The sequence below is a fragment of the Collinsella sp. AF15-51 genome (assembly GCF_003462845.1).
Classification (GTDB): domain Bacteria; phylum Actinomycetota; class Coriobacteriia; order Coriobacteriales; family Coriobacteriaceae; genus Collinsella.
This window is the reverse complement of the sequence record NZ_QRYG01000017.1, coordinates 1-18,500: the sequence shown is the minus strand read 5'-3', so window position 1 is coordinate 18,500 and position 18,500 is coordinate 1. Positions and strand designations below refer to the sequence as shown.

The window sequence follows — 18,500 nt, the reverse complement described above, 5'->3', positions numbered from 1 at the left end:
TGTTTTGCGCGCTCTGATACCATGGGTTCACCGATTGGGACCAAGGCATCCGAGGAGCAGTGTTATATGGGAACTTATCATAGTACACGAGGACGCACTTTATCGTGCTCAAGTAAGGTGGCAATCCGCACCGGCATCGCTCCCGACGGGGGTTTGTTCGTCTCGGACGAGCTTGGCACCCAGCAGCTCGATATCAGCACACTTGCCGATAAATCGTACTTTGAAATCGCTCAAGATGTGTTGGGAATGTTACTGAATGATTACACGCCCGAAGAAATTTCGGCCTGTGTGAATGAGGCATACCGCGGCACGTTTGCAAGCGAAGAGGTCACGCCGCTCGTCAAACTCGACGCCGCACCGGGCGCCGACGCCCCTCAAACCTATGTAATGGAGCTCTTTGGCGGCCCCACGAGCGCCTTCAAGGACGTCGCCCTGCAAATGCTCCCCCGCCTCATGGCCCGCACCTCCGCCAAGGACGGCGGCGCCGAGCGCATCATGATCGTCACCGCCACGTCGGGCGACACCGGCAAGGCTGCACTCGCCGGCTTTGCCGATGCTCCGGGCACGGGCATCTCCGTCTTTTATCCCGAGGGCAAAGTCAGCCGCGTGCAGAATCTGCAGATGTCCACGCAGGAGGGCGATAACGTCGCTGTCTGCGGCATCCGCGGCAACTTCGATGACGCCCAGAGCGCCGTCAAGCGCATCTTTGCCGATAAGGAGCTTGCCGAGCGCCTGGAGGCCGCCGGCACCGTGCTTTCGAGCGCCAACTCCATCAACGTCGGCCGTTTAGTGCCGCAGGTCGTCTACTACTTTGCCGCCTATGCGCAGCTGCTGCGTGCCGGCGCTATCGAGGCCGGCGACGCCGTTGAGTTCTGCGTGCCGACCGGCAACTTTGGCGATATCCTGGCCGGCTACTACGCCAAGCGCATGGGCCTGCCCGTCGCCAAGCTCGTCGTCGCAAGCGACAAGAACAACGTGCTGGCCGACTTTTTGACCACCGGCGTCTACGACCGCAACCGTCCGTTCTTCACGACCATCTCGCCGTCGATGGACATCCTTATCAGCTCCAACCTGGAGCGCATGCTCTACTTCCTGTCCGACGGCGACTGCGAGCTCGTTGCCGGCCTTATGGAGCAGCTGGCACAGACCGGTCGCTACGAGGTACCCGCCGAACTGCTGGCAAAGATTCAGAGCGTCTTTGGCTGCGGTTGGGCCAGCGAGGACGAGGTCCGCGCTGCCATCAAGAGCTGCTGGGACGCGAACGGCTACGTGATCGACCCGCACACCGCTTGCGGCTACCACGTCTTTGAGCAGGTCGCTTCCGCCGAGGGCGCCAAGGCCCGCGTGCTGCTTTCGACCGCCAGCCCCTACAAGTTCCCACGCGCCTGCTGCGACGCCCTGGGGCTCGACGTTCCCGAGGATGATTTTGAGGCTATGCGTGTGCTCGAGCAGGCCACCAACACGGTCGCCCCGACCCAGCTCGCCGAACTCGAATCCAAACCCGTCCGTTTCGAAGACGTCTGCGACGTCGATGAGATGGCAAGCTACGTCGAGTCTGCAGCAAAACGAATGAGCACCAACTAGATTCCTTATTAAGCGCCGGCGAAAGCCGGCGCACCTTCTTTTATCAGATAATCCCCGGGATGATGACGAACGCGCACAGCGTGCCTGGCTGTTTAGTTCGTCGCGAGTTCCGCACGCAAAGGAAAGCACTTAATGTGCTTTCCGTCTTGCGCAGGACTGCCCGAGCAGCGAACTAAACAGCCAGGCACGCCAGGAGGACTCACATGATCAAAATCACCGTCCCAGCAACGAGCGCCAACCTAGGCATCGGCTACGACACCCTCGGCATGGCCGTCAGCCTCTACTCGCACTTCACCTTCGAGCGCGCCGACAAGCTCACCATCACGGGCTGCCCCGAGGAGTTTCAAAACGAGAACAACCTAGTCTACGTGAGCTTTGTCGACGCACTGGCCGCATGGGGCGAGCCGGCCTTCCCCGTCGCCATCGACATTCAGACTGACGTTCCCGTCGCCCGCGGCCTGGGCTCCAGCTCAACCTGCGTCGTCGCCGGCATTATGGCCGCCGCCGCGCTGACAGGCCACACCGTCGACCGCGCCGAGCTCGTCCGCATTGCCACCGAGGTCGAGGGCCATCCCGATAACGTCGCCCCCGCCATCCTGGGCGGCGCCGTCTGCTCCTTTACGCCGACCGATTCGCTCCCCCAGTGCCTGCGCTACGAGGTGAGCGATCGCTTGCGTTTTATTACCGTGATTCCGCCCTACGAGGTACATACGAGCGAGGCGCGCAAGGTTGTGCCGCAGGAGATTCCACTCTCCACCGCCGTATGGCAAATGGGCCGCATCGCCGGCATGACGCGCGGCCTGGAGACCGGCGACCTGGATCTGATTGCCGCCGCCAACGACGACCGCATCCAAGAGCCGTATCGCCGTCGCCTCATCCCCGACTACAACGCCGTGCGCGACACCTGCCTTAACGGCGGCGCTAAGACCATCTGGATCAGTGGTTCGGGCTCGACCCTCATGGCCGTGACTGACGACACCATCGTGGCAAAGTTCCTACAGGTCAAACTGCGTGAACAGTTCCCCAAGTGTGACACGCACATTCTGACGTGCGACACCGAGGGCGCTCAAATCGAGTACCTGTAGCGCCCTGCCTCATTGCTCTCACCGGTCCCCTTGGGGCTTCCCCTGAAAACGTCCTCGATCATGAATTGCCCCGTCGTGCGCTTCGCGCGACGGGGCAATTCGATCTGCGGATTGTTTTCAGGGGAAGCCCCAAGGGGACCTTCGCAGCCTCGACAGGATAATCGCATTCGCTGATTTAATTATCGCCCGATTCGCGGCGCAATCTATTTATCTCCGCTGCTCAGAACCGCCTCAAGTCTTTGCACGAGAACTCCGACGGTAATTCCAAGTGCCTCTGCATAGGCGAACTGCTCATAAACCCTAAGACTGCGTTCCCCGGTTTCGACTTTCGAGATGAACGACTGAGGTACCCTCAGTTTCTTTGCGAGTTCAACCTGAGTGATACCTTGTTCCCGACGAATCTGGGAGAGGCACTTTCCGCATGTCCTATTAGCATCAACGTTCATACCGTTTACGCTATATTCCATTTTGATATATCCCAAACTAGGATATATTCATGTGAGTATCTGTTTCACTTATCGCAATTGTTCGCATCGCACATTTGAAACGAGAGAGGGGACTCGATAAGCATGGATGACGAGATGAAAGAGCCCAATAGTGAGCAAACGCCCAGTGCATCTGATGAACAGAAGCCGAATATCGAAGGGAAGCAGGTTTCTGATGGTGCTGACGACACCACCTCCCCTGACGATCGATCATCAAATGAAGACGGTGCCACATGCAATAAGGAAGAGGACGATTTACTTCTAACGAGTGCCATTAACAAACTTGGTGGTAATAAACGAGCGGCTATCGCAACTGCTGCGATAGTTGCCGTCATCTTCTGCTTACCCATGCTGTTTCCTCAAATGTTTTGCACCCACAAACTTTGGACCAATGCAAACTGTACAAGCCCTCGCACCTGTAAAAGTTGCGGCAAAACCGAGGGGAAACCGCTCGGACATGAATGGGAAGAAGCAACATGCACGGTTCCGAAGACCTGTCAACGCTGCGGCAAAACCGAAGGGAAACCCCTTGGGCATCAACCAGGTTCTTGGACTACCGAAGTCGATTACGTTGACGCCACCTCGAAGGAAATTCGAGAATGCGGGAGATGCGGAGAGGTCGTTGACACCCGCAACGAAAAGGAAATTACTTCCTTTCTTGGCGACGGATCGTTTTCAATTTCACCTGAAGGCTTTATTGAACGACTTAACGAGGAATTCTCCGATATTCCCAATTGCAGCAGTATGAAGGCGAGTTACGAGTTAGACGATAGCGGCACGGGACTCGAGCTTCAGATAAAAAATGGCTCTACGCTTGCCGGTATTGGAGGTTTTTTCTCGGACTCGAGCAGTCAACTACTATTCAGCTATCTTGGATCAGAAAACTGCTTCAAAAACATAGTCATGTACTTCGAAAATTCAGATTATGCCGCGGCGACAGCATTAGCAACCATACAAGCAATTGATCCAACACTCTCATTTTCCGACGCTAAGGAGATTGGCGCTGCCTGCGTAGGTACGCCAACTGTCAAAAATGGAATTACGTACGCAATCTTAGCTTCAAATGGAGAATACTGGCTGAGCACCCGAATTGAATAATTTACTTTAATTGCTAAATGCAGACGCCTCTTACTCGCGGCATATTAAAGTTCAACCCCTGTTAGCATCGTCAATCGAAATATGCCCCGCCGAGCACTTTAGCTTGGCGGGGCATTTCGATACGTAGGCGGATTTTGATACCTAGAAGGCCCACATGCCCCCACTAGGCAGCCGGCTTCGCTGCTCAAATTGCTCGAACTGCAACTTGAGCAATCAGCGGCCAGCATCTCTTTTAGGCTGCGCTAGTTTCTTTGTATTCAAAGACTGGCTCTAAGATGTCTTCGATGCTGCAGTGCAGGACTTTCGCCATATCCCTTACGGTTGTTACCGATGCTTCGTTGATGTTTCTCTGGCGCTGTTCGTACATTTGGATTGAGCGGAGTGATACGCCCGATTCGTATGCCAGGTCTTGTTGGGTTTTCTTGAGCCTCTTTCTTGCTTGCGCCAGTTTAGTTTGACGAGGTGTTTTCTTCGCCATATCGCAAATAAGACGCGCCACACGTTCCTCTGAGGCTTCATGCCAGGGATAGTACAGATCGCGCAGCGCATCAAATGGAACGACATGCAGCAGATCTTCGAAAGACTCCCCTAAACGCCACTGCAGGTATGCCAGCATCCAGCCCGCCCAATATTCCGGCGTCTTCTCAAATCGATAGGTGCAGTCCGGTATAGGCCTGTTTTGATAGCCCGATCTTTCAGCGATAAGCGCGAACAGCTCAACGCCCGATTTTCCCGATACGACCCATGCGTTGCCGCGTTCGAACTCGCGAGCTACGCCGCTGAGGCAAAAGAGTTCAGCAACTTCCGATCCCTCTGCTCCATAATCATTAACGGCATAGTCAAAGCAGTCGCCTAGGTTGTTCATTGCGTCCTCGAGGTAATAGACGGGATATGTCCTACTCGGCCCACAATCCGTTAACTCTTGGATCATTTAAATCGACCCTCCCTGCCATCAAATCCCTAATGTCGACACCCTCGGTGTCAAATCCGTTTATCGTATCCAGATACTTACGTCGAGCATTCTGTTCTCGCTCAAATCGTTTGGGATAAAACTCAGCTCCCGAGGCCTGCTTCCAATCGCGGAACCTGATCGCCGAGAACGCGCGCTCACTCATAAGAGCGTATTGGATGCCCAAATCGCCCAAACGCATAATGAGTTGCAGTTGCCTGAGCGAGATCATGCCGTTAACGAACTGTCTTGCAAACAAAAAGTAGGAATCGTCGGCGCGATAGCCTCGAATAACGTCATAGGGAGAAATATCAATCAGGCAGTTATCCAGCAGATAACGAAGCCCCTCGCGTGCTACTGGCGTCGAGACATTAAACTCCCGGTTGTCGGCCAAAATCGCAAGCCAATTAAGAATTGAAAACTCCCCGGACTCCAAATCCAAGACCGCGAGACCATCCATATCGAGCTCATATCGATTCGCGATACCATCGGACTCGGTCCGGCATGCCCATTCCATCGCCATTTCCTCATGTGGCGTGCAATAAAACCCACGTCCATAGTCGTTGAACTGCTTACATCTATCCAGCGACGGATGCTCGACAACAACCTCCGACCCGTGCCAAAGCTCCATATCGACCTCCTAAAAAATATCACCCCAGTGATAGTTTACCAATAACTATCACTGGGGTGATATAGATGAGAGCTTTTGAGGGGATGCTGCCCGATTAGAGGCAGGCCTCGGCGATGCGCTTTTTGAGTTCGTCGATGCCGGTGCCGGTCTGGGAGCTCGTGATGATTACATTCTCGGCCGGGACGTTGAGCTGCTTTTTGATGGCTGCTGCCTGGCGGGCCTGCTGGGTGCGGCTGAGCTTGTCGGCTTTGGTGAGGCAGACGATAAAGTTGAACTCGTTGCCCTGTAGGTAGTCAATCATGTCGTGGTCGAGCTTGCTGGGGTCGTGACGAATGTCCACCAGCGAGACGACCAAGTTAAAGCTGCGCTCGGAGTCGAAGAAGTCGCCGATGAGCTCGGCCCAACGGTCGCGCTCGGCCTTGGAGCGACGGGCGAAACCGTAACCCGGCAGGTCCACGAAATGCACGTCGTCGGCCTCAAAGAAGTTGATGTTGCTCGTCTTGCCCGGCGTGCTGGAAACCTTGACCAGGTTCTTGCGGCCAAAGAGCTTGTTCATAATCGACGACTTGCCCACGTTGGAGCGGCCGACAAAGCTCACCTCGGGGCAGGTGGACTCGGGAATCTGCGAAACCTTGCCGTAGCTGGCGACGAACTTGGCAAGCTGGTAGTTAATGGAATCGGCCATGGACACTCCTTGGTCGTAGGTTCTTACAAATAGACGCGCTATTGCGCAGCGGCAATGCGGCGGACGATATCGAGCGTAATGCCACTCGCGGTACGGGCATACTCGAACAGGTCGAACTCACGGTCGCAAATCGCATCGTACGCCTCGTCACAATTATCGCTGATAGCGCGCAACACCAGGCAATCGACACCATTTTTAGTTGCGACATGGGCAATCGCCGCGCCCTCCATGCCAACACAATCGGCATGCGTCGCCTCGATAGCGTCGTTGCGCATGGCGGCACCCGTCACAAAACGGTTGCCCGTGGCAATCGTGCCGACCAGGAACTGCTTGGTGCCCTCGTTCGAAGCGGCTGCATTTGTCGAAGCATTGACAAAGCCACGCTCAGCAAGCACATCGGCAGCAATATCGACCAGCGCAGGCGTCGAGCCAAACTCCTCGAGCCCCGGTGCAGACTCGGCGATAAGCGCGGTATCGGTATCCAGATAGCGCAGGCGTTTGCCAATGACTACGTCGTCGATATGGAGCTTGGGGTTCAAACCGCCTGCAATGCCCGAAAACACAACAGCCTGCGGAGCATACTTGCTAATGAGGTGCTGTGTTGCGGCGGCAGCGTTCACGGTACCCATGCCCGCCGTTGTGGCGACAACTGTCAGTCCGTCGAGCCCGCCGGCCACAACGTTCAAGCCCGCCTCCTGTACCATGCAAACGTTACTCAACTCTTCCTTAATCTGCATGATCTCTTTTTCGAGCGCACCGATAATCGCGATGGTAGCCATGCCATTCCCCAAACCTATACGAAATACTCAACCACGGTATGGTACCAGCATTTTGTTTGACCTCGCCAAACGAACACGCTAAGCCAGCGTAGCGCGGGTATCATAGAGCGCCTTGGCGATGGCAGTCACAACCTCACTCGAATGGTCGCTCCATGGCATCGATGTCATGATGCTCATAATGTAGGTGTCGCCGTCAACATCAATGAGGCCAGCATCGCACGTCGCATTGCAACCTGCCTCGCTGATCCAGCCGGCCTTGTTGCGCACCAAAGCTTGGTCGTCCGCAATGCCATCGCGCACTCATTTATGTCTGTCCCCAATGAGTGCCCTTGGGGAGCGAAAATGGCTCGCTAGCCGATGGCGTTTTTGAGTTCCGCACGGCGCTTTTTCATGCCGGCCATGACGGCGTTGCGCAGCTCGGGCATGCGCGCGGTATCCATCTGGGGCACGCCCTCGAGCTTATAGGGAATACCCAGCTGCTCGTACTTGACGACACCCATCGTGTGATACGGCAGCATTTCCAGGCCCACCACGTTGTGCCATGGAGCGATCAGGCGACCGAGCTTCTCGCATTCCTCCGCCGTATCGGTGATACCCGGCACCACCACGTGGCGAATAACAACCTTAATCTTGCGACGGGCAAGCTCATCGCCAAACGCCAGGATGCGCGCAGGATCGCAACCGGTCAGCTTTTTATGCTCAACCGGATCGGCATGCTTGATGTCGAGCAGCACCATATCGGTCTCGTTGAGAACAGCATCGAACTTCTCCGGATGCTTGGGATCAAATGCATAGCCACAGCTGTCTAGGCAGGTGTGTACGCGGCCATCGGGGTTGTTGTGCATTGCACGGAACAGGTCGGCCAAAAACTCGGGCTGCAGGAGCGGTTCGCCGCCCGAAACGGTAATGCCGCCGCTACGGTAGAACTCATGGTTGCTCTGGAACTCGTCCATGAGATGCTCGACGGTCACCATCGTGCCGCCGTTAACAGACCAGGTATCGGGATTGTGACAATACGCACAACGCATGGGGCAACCCTGAACAAACACTACAAAGCGGATGCCGGGACCGTCGACCGTTCCCATCGTCTCGATCGAATGCACGCGACCCAGGGCATACGCAGAGTCCTCGGGATGAGCATCCACACCCTCAAGCGTCATCTCAGCCATTCCCGCAACCTTGCCTCTCTTTGGTTTTTGTCAATTAAAATGCCAGAGCCATTCTAGCCCATACGCCTGATGGCGAAACGGTTTAGCGGTCAATTTGATCGTCCTATTTGACTCCACGCAAAAGCGGCGGGAAGGTTGTCACAACCCGCTCGCCGCCGAAGCAATAGAAATCGATAGACGCCAGGCCCTACGCCTTAAGCGTAAGCACCGCGCCAAAGGCGGTCGGGCCGCAGTGGCTCGAGATGACGCCGCCGACCTGAGTCCAGGTAACGTCCTTAAAGCCCAGGTCGTGCGCATAGACTTCCATATCGTCGCGCAGCTCCTCGGAAAGGCCCACTGAATACGCCAAACCAATGTGCGAGTAATCAATATCGCCCTTCGCAACCATGTGGTCAATAAAGGCACGGGCACATTTGAGCATAGAGCCGCGGAGCTTCTTGGTCGCCACGAATTTGCCACCCGTTACCTCAATGCAGGGCTTAATCTTGAGCAGATGGGCGCCAAGAAACGCGACGTTGGACAAGCGACCACCCGCCTTAAGGAAGGCAAGGTCCGTAGGAACAAAGCCCAGCAGCACGCGGTCCATCACCGAATTGGTAAAGGCGAAAATCTCGTCGACGGTGGCGTCCGGATGGGCTTCGATATACTTGGCGGTCTCAACGGCGACAAGCGACTGGCCCACCGACACAAAGCGCGTATCCATGGAGAAGACGTAATCGCGGCCCTTTGCCGCAATCTTCGACGACTGATGCGAGCAGGTCGTAACCTCGGAATACGCAAGATGCAAAATGGTCGCATCGGGCCGCTCGGCGTGGATGCGGTCGTACACATGCGCAAAATCCGCCGGCGAGCAACCGCTGGTCTTGGGCATCACACCAAACTCGTTGCAGCGCGAGTAAATCTCAAGCGGGTCGATCGATCCGTCTTCGACGGTCTCGTCACCAATCGTGACATGCATGGGCACGCGCACGATGCCATAGCGCTCGCAGAGCTCCGGCGTCACATCCGAACCAGACTCAACCACGATTACGTACTTGCCCATTATCATCACAACCCATCTCGACGTTGGCTTTTGAATATGTGACGCACGTCCGCCGCCCTGCTGCAGAACGGCCTCCAAGCGCCAAAGAGACGCCGCCCCTTGCACACAACAAAGGACAGCGTCTCCCTGGAAAACTCCGTGCTTATCTGAGATTCTACACGGTTTATTAAGGAGTGTTACTTATTCCGCAAACGGTAGCTATACGCGATAAACGGTAGCAAGCAAGAATCCAGAACGCTCAACCCATTAGGAGAGTTCCGCCTAAAGGGTAACTACACAGGACCCCGCCGGGGCTGTTTGGGCTACCTCCCAAAATATTCCGCAGGACGCAAGAAGCCCTCGCCGCACGAAGTGCGCAGCGAGGGCTTCTTGCATGTCCGAGGACGTTTTGGGAGGTAGCCCAAACAGCCCCGGCGATCCTGCGGGAGTTAAATCCCTTTAGAACTTGTTGTGGAAGGTACGCGAAATGACCTCGTCCTGCTGCTCCTTGGTGAGCGTGTGGAAGTTCACGGCGTAGCCGGAAACGCGAATGGTCAGCTGCGGGTACTTCTCGGGGTGAGCCTGAGCGTCGAGCAGCGTCTCACGGTTGAAGACGTTGATGTTCAGGTGGTGGCCACCCTTCTCGGCGTAAGCGTCGAGCATGTGGACCAGGTTATCGGCCTGAGTCTCGGAAACTTCAGAAACCTTCATAATGTGTCTCCTTCGATCGATAGGCGCCGGCCGAAACCGGCGCACTAATCAGTAATCGTTATTGTTAGTATAGCACTAACAATAGTTACTCGCCCAGCTGATCAAGGTCGATATCGCCAAAGAACACCTGGTCCTCCTTGCCGAGCGCACCCGGGATGATGGAGAAGGTGTTGGAGATGCCGTCCTGAGCATCGCGGAACGGGAGCTTGGAAACCGAAGACAGCGAAGCGATGGCGCCGTGGCTATCGCGCTTGTGCATGGGGTTAGCACCCGGGGCGAAGGGCTGGCCAGCCTTGCGGCCATCAGGCGTAGAACCGGTCTTCTTGCCGTACACGACGTTGGAGGTGATGGTCAGAACCGAGGTCGTGGGCACGGAGTTGCGGTAGGTGTCGTTCATGCGGATGTACTCCATGAACTGGTGCACAACGTCGTGAGCGATCTGGTCGACGCGGTCGTCGTCGTTACCGTACTTGGGGAACTCGCCCTCGGTCTCGAAGTCGACAATGATGCCGTTCTCGTCGCGGACGGGGTGGACCTTGGCGTACTTGATGGCGGACAGGGAGTCAGCCACGACGGAAAGGCCAGCAATGCCCGTAGCGAACCAGCGGTGCACGTGCTTGTCGTGCAGAGCCATCTGGATGCGCTCGTAGCAATACTTGTCGTGCATGTAGTGGATGATGTTCAGCGAGTTGACGTACACGCCAGCGAGCCACTTCATCATGTCGTTGTACTTGGCCACAACGTCGTCGTAATCGAGCGTATCGCCCTCGACGGCGCGATACTTGGGGCCGACCTGCTTCTTGGAGACCTCGTCAACACCGCCGTTGAGTGCGTACAGCAGGCACTTGGCCAGGTTGGCGCGGGCGCCGAAGAACTGCATCTCCTTGCCGATGCGCATGGAGGACACGCAGCAGGCAATGCCGTAGTCGTCGCCGTGGTAGACGCGCATGAGGTCGTCGTTCTCGTACTGAATCGAGGAGCTGGCGACAGAAGTCTTGGCGCAGAACTTCTTGAAGTTCTCGGGCAGACGGGTCGACCACAGAACGGTCATGTTGGGCTCGGGGCTGGTGCCCATGTTCTCGAGCGTGTGCAGGTAGCGGTAGCTCATCTTGGTAACGAGCGTACGGCCGTCAACACCCATGCCGCCGATGGACTCGGTGACCCACTGCGGATCGCCGGTAAACAGGGCCTGGTACTCGGGGGTACGGGCAAACTTGACCATGCGGAGCTTCATGATGAAGTGATCCACGAACTCCTGGATCTGCTCCTCGGTGAAGGTACCGTTGGCAAGGTCGCGCTCAGCGTAGATGTCGATGAACGTGGAGGTACGGCCGATGGACATAGCGGCGCCGTTCTGCTCCTTGACGGAAGCGAGGTAGGCGAAGTACATCCACTGGATGGCCTCCTGCGTGTTGGTAGCAGGGTTGGAAATGTCGAAACCATAGGTCTCGGCCATCATCTTGAGCTCGCCGAGGGCGCGGATCTGCTCCTGCAGCTCCTCACGATCGCGGATGTTGTCGGCGGTCATGACCGTCGGGGTGGAAGCCTTCTGGGCCTCCTTGTCCTTGATCAGGTAGTCGACGCCGTACAGGGCAACACGACGGTAGTCGCCGATGATGCGGCCGCGGCCATAGCCATCGGGCAGACCGGTGATGATGTGGGCCGAGCGGCAGGCGCGCATCTCGGGGGTGTAGACATCGAAGACGCCGGCGTTGTGAGTCTTGCGCTCGAAGGTGTAGCGCTCGACAACGTTCTCGTCGATCTTGTAGCCGTGCTGGCTGGCAGCCTGGCAAGCGATGCGGATACCGCCGTTGACGTGCAGCGCGCGCTTGAGCGGCTTGTCGGTCTGGAGGCCGACGATGGTCTCCTTGTCGCGATGGGCGTTATCGATGTAGCCAGCGGGGTGGCTCACGATACCCGTGACGGTCTTGGTGTCCATATCGAGGACGCCGCCCTGCTCGCGCTCCTTGAGCAGCAGGTCGAGAACCTCGCCCCACAGCTCCTTGGTACGCTCGGTCGGGCCGGCGAGGAACGACTCGTCGCCCTCGTAGGGGGTGTAGTTCTTCTGGATGAAGTCTCGGACGTCAACCTCTCCCGTCCAGATGCCTTCCTTGAAGCCTTCCCATGCCTCCTGCATTGTGTAACCACGCTCCTAGTTACGTGTAATGCGGCGCTCTCTCACACCGCTGCTTATTGAATTCTTGAATTATCGGCTTGCACTACCGGCTTCTTCCGTTCTTCACCACACATTGGTACAGGGAAAAACGTTTGTCCACCTTGGAACTGCAACCCAAAACCCAAGATTTCACCCGTTTGAGAAGGATAACATAGCCACCCCCTTCATCAGGGCTGTTATATGTTTCTTTTTTTATACCATTAGGGCGTTTTTAACAAATCCGCAGGAAATGCGAGCGCGAGCAACTACCGTTCACCGATTTGTTTGGTATATTTCCTTGCCTTTGTACGACGTTCACTCTAGCTGTTATGCCAGTTTTAGTAGGGTAAAGTGCCTCTGAGTAGGCTTTGGGACATGCCTAGAGATCTACCCCTAACTTTGCTGGTACCGACGGTGCACGGAGGTCGCCTAAAGGTAGTTTTCTAGACATGTCCCAAAAATCTACCGTATAGGGTGCGCGTGCAGGGGTATCATCTTCCACCGAAAATAGTTTCTAGTGTTAGGGGTTTTCGGTGGAAGATACCGATTTCCATGAGCTTGGGCGTCAACTCTTAACTGAGTTTGGCAGCATGCATCAGCGCATTTCGCGCTTTGCGGACAAAGCTCTCGGCGGCGAGATGGCCGTCATGCGCGCTCTCATGCTCGCTGGCGGCTCGCTCACGCCGAGCGAACTCGCCAATCGTGCCTGGGTCTCGAGCGCCCGCATCGCCAATATCCTACGCGCTCTCGAAGCCAAGGGCTGGGTTGAGCGTGAGCACTCAAAGACCGACCGTCGTCGCGTACACGTCACGGTGACCGACAAGGGATTCCATGATCTCGAGATCAAGCGTCGGGAATTCGAGGACCGCACCGCGGCCTTCCTTGAGCAGTTCGGCGAAACAGATACCCAAGAGATGGTGCGCCTTCTAAGACGTGCCAACGAAATTATCGACCGCAACCAAGAAAGGAGAGATGCCGAGTGAGGATTCTCAAGCTCTTTAAAAAGCATGTCCTGGCACTGTTCGCAGCTATCGTACTTATCGTAATCAGCTGCAACGCCGATCTGGCGCTGCCTACCTATATGAGCGACATCGTCGACGTGGGCGTGCAGCAAGGCGGCATCGCCTCGCCCGTGCCCGACACCATCCGCTCCGAATCGCTCGACGACCTCGAACTCTTTATGAGCGCCAAAGACGCCAAGACGGTAGAGGCTGCGTTTGGCAAGGCAGACAAAAACGGGATTCGCACGTACAAGGGCACCGAGGACGAGCGCGCCGACGGCAGCAAGCTCGCCGACATTATGAGCCTGCCCGAGACCGTCGTCCTTTCGCTCAACCAAGGCATCGACGCCGACTCCATGGGCGACATGACCGGCACGTCCAGCGAGAAAGACAGCGACGCCGCTCAGGCCATGCCCACGCCCGAGCAAATGGCGGCGATGACGCCCGAGCAGCTCGCCGAGATGCAGCAGAAGGCCACGGCGGCCCAGAACATGCAAAAGCAGATTGATGCAGACGGCGGTAAGATCACCATGAAGAGCCTGCGTCTGGGCATCGAAGGCGGTCTGGTAGACCAAAGCAAGCTCGTCGAAAGCGCCAACGAAATGGCAGATAAAATGGGCTCCATGTCGGGGTCCATCGTCACCCAGCGCGCCGTGACCTACGTACAAGAAGAGTACAAAGCGCAAGGCATCGACCCCGCCGACGTGCAGAACGCCTACCTGGGCCGCATGGCGACCACGATGTTTGGGCTGTGCCTCGTGTCGCTCGTCGCCACCATCCTGACCGGCGCCGTGGCTTCGCGCACCGCCTGCTCCATCGCCCGCGACCTGCGCCGCGAGACCTTCAACAAGGTTATGCACTTCTCGCCGGCCGAGGTGGGCAAGTTTAGCCAGGCCTCGCTCATCACCCGCTGCACCAACGACATTCAGCAGATCCAGATGGCCGCAACCCTGTTTATCCGCATGTGTCTGATGGCCCCCGTCATGGGCATCGTCGCCGTCACGCGCGTCCTGGCCAACCATACCGGCCTGGAGTGGACCATCGCCGTGGCCATCATCGCGGTCTCGGCCGTCGTCGGCGTGCTTATGGGTCTCACCATGCCCAAGTTCAAAAAGATGCAGAGCTTTGTGGACCGGGTGAACCTTACCGCCCGCGAGCTGCTCGACGGTCTTATGCCCATCCGCTCGTTCAACCGCGAGGAACATGAGCTCGAGCGTTTTGACAAGGCTTCGCTCGATCTGATGACCACGCAGCTCTACACCAACCGCGCCATGAGCTTTATGATGCCGCTCATGATGCTCGTCATGAACTGCATCACCGTGCTCATCGTCTGGTTTGGCGCGCAGGGCGTGTCCGACGGCGTGATGCAGGTCGGCAACATGATGGCGTTTATCTCCTACACCATGCAAATCGTCATGGCGTTTATGATCCTCACCATGGTTTCGGTCATCCTGCCCCGCGCCGAGGTCGCGGTCGAGCGCGTGGAAGAGGTCATCACTTGCCCCACGAGCATCAACGACCCTGCCTCGCCCAAACTGCCTGCTGCCAGCGCGCCGCGCGGTGAGCTCACCTTCCGTGACGTGAGCTTCCAGTATCCCGCTGCCCGCGCCGACGTCATCAGCGGCGTGAACTTCACCACGCACGCCGGTCAGATGCTCGGCATCATTGGCTCCACGGGCTCGGGCAAGTCCACGCTCGTGCAGCTGATTCCGCGCCTGTACGACGTCACGGGTGGCAGCATTTCGCTCGATGGTATCGACGTGCGTGACATGACCCTTTCCGAGCTGCGCCGCCGCATTGGTTACATCCCGCAGCAGGGTCGCCTGTTCTCGGGCACCGTCGAGAGCAACCTTAAATTTGCCGGCGACATGGTGAGCGATGATGACATGCACCGGGCGGCACGCATCGCCCAAGCCGAGGACTTTATCGCCGAGCGCGAGGGCGGCTACGACTCCCCCATCAGCCAGGGCGGCTCCAATGTCTCGGGCGGTCAGCGCCAGCGTCTGGCCATCGCCCGCGCGTTGGCCAAAAAGCCCGAGGTCGTGGTGTTCGATGACTCGTTTAGCGCACTCGACTACAAGACCGACGCTCGCCTGCGCGAGGAGCTGGCCAAAAACGTTACCGACGCCGCACTCGTGGTCGTGGCCCAGCGCATCGCGACCATCATGCACGCCGACCAGATCATCGTGCTCGACGACGGCCACGTGGTGGGCACCGGTACGCACGAGGAGCTGCTGCACAGCTGCCCGGCGTACCTGGAGATCGCACAGTCACAGCTTTCCGCCGAGGAGCTGGGGCTTACCCAAGAAGAGATTGAAGCCGTTATGGAAGGAGGCGAGCGCTAATGGCAGACGAAACCAAGACTCAGATTCCCAAGCCCACCCGCCAGCGTGGACCCATGGGCCGCATGGGCGGCATGCGTCGCGGCGAAAAGGCCAAGGACTTTAAGGGCACCATGAGGCAGCTGCTCGGCTATATCGGCCAGCACAAGATTGCCGTGTTTGCCGCCGTCGCCTTTGCCGTGTGCTCGGTCGTCTTTAATATCGTGGGACCCAAGGTACTCGGCCAGGTCACCACCAAGCTATTCGAGGGTCTGGTTGCCAAGGTCAACGGCACCGGCGACGTTGACTTTGACTGGATCGCCAAGACGCTCGGCTTTTTGCTCTGCCTGTATCTGGCGAGCTCTGTTTGCAGCCTGATCCAAGGCTGGCTCATGACCGGCGTCACGCAAAAGATCTGCTATCGCATGCGCAAGGAGATCGCCGCCAAGATCGCCGTCGTTCCGATGAGCTACTTTAACGGACACAGCAAGGGCGACGTGCTCAGCCGCATCACTAACGACGTCGATACGCTGGGCCAGTCGCTCAACCAGAGCGTGACGCAGCTCATCACGTCGGTGACGCAGATTATCGGCGTCCTCGTCATGATGCTGTCGATCAGCCTGCCGCTCACCGGCGTCACCGTGCTCACGCTGCCGGCCGCCGCGATAATCCTGGTCGTGATGATTCACTTCTCGCAGCCGTACTTCCGCGAGCAACAGCAGGTTCTGGGCGCCGTCAACGGCATTATCGAGGAGGACTTTGCCGGCCAGAACGTCATTCAGGTGTTCGACCGCGCCGAGGCCTCGATCGAGGAGTTCGACCGTCAAAACGACCGACTGTTTGTGAGCGGTTGGCGCTCGCAGTTCCTGTCGGGCCTGATGATGCCGCTTATGAGCCTGGTGGGCAACATGGGCTATGTGGGCGTCGTCGTGGTGGGCGCACAGCTCGCGTTGACCGGCAATGCCACGCCCGGCGACATCCAGAGCTTTATCCAGTACGTTCGCAACTTTACGCAACCCGTACAGCAACTGGGCAACGTGAGCAATACGATGCAGTCGATGGCCGCTGCCACCGAGCGCGTCTTTGAGTTCCTGGCCGCGCCCGAGGAGGAGCAAAAGGCCGACGCGCAGATTCCCGAAAAGCGCCCCGGCCACGTGGAGTTCGACCATGTCAAGTTTGGCTACACGCCCGACAAGACCATCATCCACGACTTTAGCTGCGAGGCGCAGCCCGGCCAAACCATTGCCATCGTCGGCCCCACCGGCGCCGGCAAGACCACGCTCATTAAGCTGCTGCAGCGCTTTTACGACGTGGACGGCGGTTCGCTGCGCGTCGAAGGCGTCGACGTGCGCGACTGGGACCGCGCGGCGCTGCGCGGCGAGTTTGCCATGGTGCTGCAGGACACCTGGCTGTTTAACGGCACCATCCGCGAGAACATCCGCTACGGACGCCCCGATGCGACCGACGCCGAGGTCGAGGCCGCCGCACGCGCCGCACGCTGCGACCACTTTATCCATACGCTCGCCGGTGGCTACGACTTTATGATCAACGAGGAGGGCACTAACCTGTCGCAGGGTCAGCGCCAGCTCGTGACCATCGCCCGTGCCATTTTGGCCGACCGCCCGGCGCTGATTCTAGACGAGGCGACTTCCAACGTGGACACCCGCACCGAGGAGCTCATTCAGCGCGCCATGGATGCGCTGATGCAAGGCCGTACAAGCTTTGTCATCGCGCACCGCCTGTCCACGATCCGTAACGCCGACGTGATCTTGGTGATCCGCGACGGCGACATCGTCGAGAAGGGCACACACGACGAACTGCTCGCCCAGGGCGGCTTCTACGCCGACCTGTACAACTCGCAGTTCGACGAAGCGGCGTAAATTCTGCCGCAGGGAACGAATAACGCCCTAGAACGGGGACGCAGGACAATCTGCGTCCCCGTTTTTGTTTTGCAGCCCTCGAACCGCCTCCCCTGGGACCTGATTGACGCCCTCCCTCAAGGCCCCGTGGACAAAAAATGGCAAATATGAGTACTGTTACTTTTTTAGTAACATCCAAAACGACCCAAAACACCGCTCTTGTAGCTTGTATGCACCTCCACATTGCTCAATCAGCTCTGTATCAGGCTTATATGTACTAGCGTTAATGAACATATTTACTTTATGTCCATTATTTTGTGGGAGCAATATGGCACTACAGCAGCAACAGTACTCATATTTGGCATTTTTTGCCCACAGGGCTTGGAGAACGCCCAACAATCTGGCAATACCAGCAAGCAAACCGCGTCCGCTGGCGCAAGGAGTTTCCCCGAGTGCCAGCACATAAGGAACGTCCCCAACTGCCAGGTTTGAAAGGTAGTCATTGGGTGTTCCTATAGTTTTGTCAACCTTCGACGCTACTCCCGGTAGGGCACCCGGTCGCGCATCACGGCGTATATCGCCCTGAGCCGCTTCCTCGCGACGGCCTTGAGCGCCCGCCCGTGCCCCATGCCCCGCGCCCTGCAGGCCCGGTAGTACTCGCCGTAGCGCCCCGACGACCTCACCAGGCTGTTGCACGAGAAGATCAGAAGAGACTTGAGCCTCGCGTCGCCCCGCCTGGACGCCCTGACCGACCTCACCGACGTGCCGGAGCTCCTCACCCTCGGGGCTATGCCGCAGTACGAGGCCAGGTGGTCGTGGTCCGGGAACCTCGCGATGTCGACCGATACCGCGAGCTGCGCCGCCGTCCTCGGCCCGATGCCGGGCACGGTGAGCAGGCACGCGTAGGTCTCGTCTGTTAGCGCTACTGTAAAAACAACCATTTTGACCAACGCTCAACAACCAATCA

17 protein-coding genes are annotated in these 18,500 nt (G+C 57.6%); 6 read left to right on the top strand and 11 right to left on the bottom strand.

Annotation, left to right across the window (positions count from 1 at the left end; all coding sequences use genetic code 11):
* The first annotated feature begins 66 nt into the window (after positions 1-66).
* Positions 67-1,584: a threonine synthase gene (gene thrC, locus DWW51_RS08105; RefSeq protein WP_117774142.1), complete on the top strand. Its 1,518-nt coding sequence runs from the start codon at positions 67-69 to the stop codon at positions 1,582-1,584.
* 203 nt (positions 1,585-1,787) lie between these two features.
* Entirely contained in the window at positions 1,788-2,669 is an 882-nt protein-coding gene (gene thrB / locus DWW51_RS08100; RefSeq protein WP_006234874.1) for a homoserine kinase, read from the top strand.
* Positions 2,670-2,872: 203 nt separating this feature from the next.
* On the opposite strand, the gene DWW51_RS08095 is transcribed toward thrB, so the two are convergent.
* Positions 2,873-3,136 (bottom strand): helix-turn-helix domain-containing protein, encoded by a 264-nt coding sequence (locus tag DWW51_RS08095; RefSeq protein ID WP_231501614.1) that lies wholly within the window; start codon positions 3,134-3,136, stop codon positions 2,873-2,875.
* Between the two features lie 102 nt (positions 3,137-3,238).
* On the opposite strand from DWW51_RS08095, the gene DWW51_RS08090 reads away from it, so the two are divergent.
* Positions 3,239-4,252, top strand: a complete 1,014-nt coding sequence (locus DWW51_RS08090; RefSeq protein ID WP_117774141.1) for a hypothetical protein — start codon at positions 3,239-3,241, stop codon at positions 4,250-4,252.
* Positions 4,253-4,484: 232 nt separating this feature from the next.
* On the opposite strand, the gene DWW51_RS08085 is transcribed toward DWW51_RS08090, so the two are convergent.
* From DWW51_RS08085 to pflB, 9 genes are all read right to left on the bottom strand, one after another.
* Positions 4,485-5,117, bottom strand: coding sequence for a helix-turn-helix transcriptional regulator (locus tag DWW51_RS08085; RefSeq protein ID WP_117774140.1), 633 nt, complete (start codon positions 5,115-5,117; stop codon positions 4,485-4,487).
* Positions 5,118-5,148: 31 nt separating this feature from the next.
* Positions 5,149-5,832 carry a DUF3990 domain-containing protein gene (locus DWW51_RS08080; RefSeq protein ID WP_117774139.1) on the bottom strand — a complete coding sequence of 228 codons (684 nt, stop codon included), beginning with the start codon at positions 5,830-5,832 and terminating at the stop codon, positions 5,149-5,151.
* 94 nt (positions 5,833-5,926) lie between these two features.
* Complete coding sequence (yihA, locus tag DWW51_RS08075) at positions 5,927-6,517, bottom strand: ribosome biogenesis GTP-binding protein YihA/YsxC (protein ID WP_006234871.1); 591 nt, start codon at positions 6,515-6,517, stop codon at positions 5,927-5,929.
* 38 nt (positions 6,518-6,555) lie between these two features.
* Positions 6,556-7,296, bottom strand: a complete 741-nt coding sequence (gene mtnN, locus DWW51_RS08070; protein WP_117654956.1) for a 5'-methylthioadenosine/S-adenosylhomocysteine nucleosidase — start codon at positions 7,294-7,296, stop codon at positions 6,556-6,558.
* A gap of 78 nt (positions 7,297-7,374) precedes the next feature.
* Positions 7,375-7,596: a hypothetical protein gene (locus tag DWW51_RS08065; RefSeq protein WP_117648281.1), complete on the bottom strand. Its 222-nt coding sequence runs from the start codon at positions 7,594-7,596 to the stop codon at positions 7,375-7,377.
* A 50-nt stretch (positions 7,597-7,646) separates the two neighbouring features.
* Entirely contained in the window at positions 7,647-8,465 is an 819-nt protein-coding gene (pflA, locus tag DWW51_RS08060; protein WP_117648282.1) for a pyruvate formate-lyase-activating protein, read from the bottom strand.
* 187 nt (positions 8,466-8,652) lie between these two features.
* Entirely contained in the window at positions 8,653-9,507 is an 855-nt protein-coding gene (locus DWW51_RS08055) for a DegV family protein (protein WP_117637022.1), read from the bottom strand.
* A gap of 438 nt (positions 9,508-9,945) precedes the next feature.
* A complete protein-coding gene (gene grcA3, locus DWW51_RS08050; RefSeq protein ID WP_055252439.1) occupies positions 9,946-10,197 on the bottom strand; it encodes an autonomous glycyl radical cofactor GrcA3 in 252 nt (83 codons plus the stop codon).
* Between the two features lie 85 nt (positions 10,198-10,282).
* Positions 10,283-12,334 (bottom strand): formate C-acetyltransferase, encoded by a 2,052-nt coding sequence (pflB, locus tag DWW51_RS08045; protein ID WP_117758359.1) that lies wholly within the window; start codon positions 12,332-12,334, stop codon positions 10,283-10,285.
* A 551-nt stretch (positions 12,335-12,885) separates the two neighbouring features.
* Here pflB and DWW51_RS08040 point away from each other — a divergent pair.
* Genes DWW51_RS08040 through DWW51_RS08030 form a run of 3 tightly spaced genes read left to right on the top strand, consistent with a single transcriptional unit; the run spans position 12,886 to position 17,554 of the window.
* Positions 12,886-13,335, top strand: a complete 450-nt coding sequence (locus tag DWW51_RS08040; RefSeq protein WP_117646257.1) for a MarR family winged helix-turn-helix transcriptional regulator — start codon at positions 12,886-12,888, stop codon at positions 13,333-13,335.
* Positions 13,332-15,698, top strand: a complete 2,367-nt coding sequence (locus tag DWW51_RS08035; RefSeq protein ID WP_117774138.1) for an ABC transporter ATP-binding protein — start codon at positions 13,332-13,334, stop codon at positions 15,696-15,698. Before DWW51_RS08040 ends, DWW51_RS08035 begins: the two co-directional genes overlap by 4 nt.
* Positions 15,698-17,554 (top strand): ABC transporter ATP-binding protein, encoded by a 1,857-nt coding sequence (locus DWW51_RS08030; RefSeq protein WP_117774137.1) that lies wholly within the window; start codon positions 15,698-15,700, stop codon positions 17,552-17,554. The genes DWW51_RS08035 and DWW51_RS08030 overlap by 1 nt, the downstream gene beginning before the upstream one ends.
* 515 nt (positions 17,555-18,069) lie before the next feature.
* Here DWW51_RS08030 and DWW51_RS08020 read toward each other — a convergent pair.
* The gene (locus DWW51_RS08020; protein WP_231501618.1) at positions 18,070-18,474 is read right to left on the bottom strand and encodes a transposase; all 405 of its coding nucleotides are present in this window, start codon (positions 18,472-18,474) and stop codon (positions 18,070-18,072) included.
* Positions 18,475-18,500: the final 26 nt, after the last annotated feature.

What these genes read in the sequence shown, in the direction of transcription:
- yihA (WP_006234871.1), bottom strand. Translation starts at nt 6,517, where the DNA reads ATGGCCGATTCCATTAACTACCAGCTTGCCAAGTTCGTCGCCAGCTAC.
- grcA3 (WP_055252439.1), bottom strand. Translation starts at nt 10,197, where the DNA reads ATGAAGGTTTCTGAAGTTTCCGAGACTCAGGCCGATAACCTGGTCCAC.
- pflB (WP_117758359.1), bottom strand. Translation starts at nt 12,334, where the DNA reads ATGCAGGAGGCATGGGAAGGCTTCAAGGAAGGCATCTGGACGGGAGAG.
- mtnN (WP_117654956.1), bottom strand. Translation starts at nt 7,296, where the DNA reads ATGGCTACCATCGCGATTATCGGTGCGCTCGAAAAAGAGATCATGCAG.
- DWW51_RS08030 (WP_117774137.1), top strand. Translation starts at nt 15,698, where the DNA reads ATGGCAGACGAAACCAAGACTCAGATTCCCAAGCCCACCCGCCAGCGT.
- DWW51_RS08085 (WP_117774140.1), bottom strand. Translation starts at nt 5,117, where the DNA reads ATGAACAACCTAGGCGACTGCTTTGACTATGCCGTTAATGATTATGGA.
- DWW51_RS08020 (WP_231501618.1), bottom strand. Translation starts at nt 18,474, where the DNA reads ATGGTTGTTTTTACAGTAGCGCTAACAGACGAGACCTACGCGTGCCTG.
- pflA (WP_117648282.1), bottom strand. Translation starts at nt 8,465, where the DNA reads ATGGCTGAGATGACGCTTGAGGGTGTGGATGCTCATCCCGAGGACTCT.
- DWW51_RS08090 (WP_117774141.1), top strand. Translation starts at nt 3,239, where the DNA reads ATGGATGACGAGATGAAAGAGCCCAATAGTGAGCAAACGCCCAGTGCA.
- thrB (WP_006234874.1), top strand. Translation starts at nt 1,788, where the DNA reads ATGATCAAAATCACCGTCCCAGCAACGAGCGCCAACCTAGGCATCGGC.
- DWW51_RS08080 (WP_117774139.1), bottom strand. Translation starts at nt 5,832, where the DNA reads ATGGAGCTTTGGCACGGGTCGGAGGTTGTTGTCGAGCATCCGTCGCTG.
- DWW51_RS08095 (WP_231501614.1), bottom strand. Translation starts at nt 3,136, where the DNA reads ATGGAATATAGCGTAAACGGTATGAACGTTGATGCTAATAGGACATGC.
- DWW51_RS08055 (WP_117637022.1), bottom strand. Translation starts at nt 9,507, where the DNA reads ATGGGCAAGTACGTAATCGTGGTTGAGTCTGGTTCGGATGTGACGCCG.
- thrC (WP_117774142.1), top strand. Translation starts at nt 67, where the DNA reads ATGGGAACTTATCATAGTACACGAGGACGCACTTTATCGTGCTCAAGT.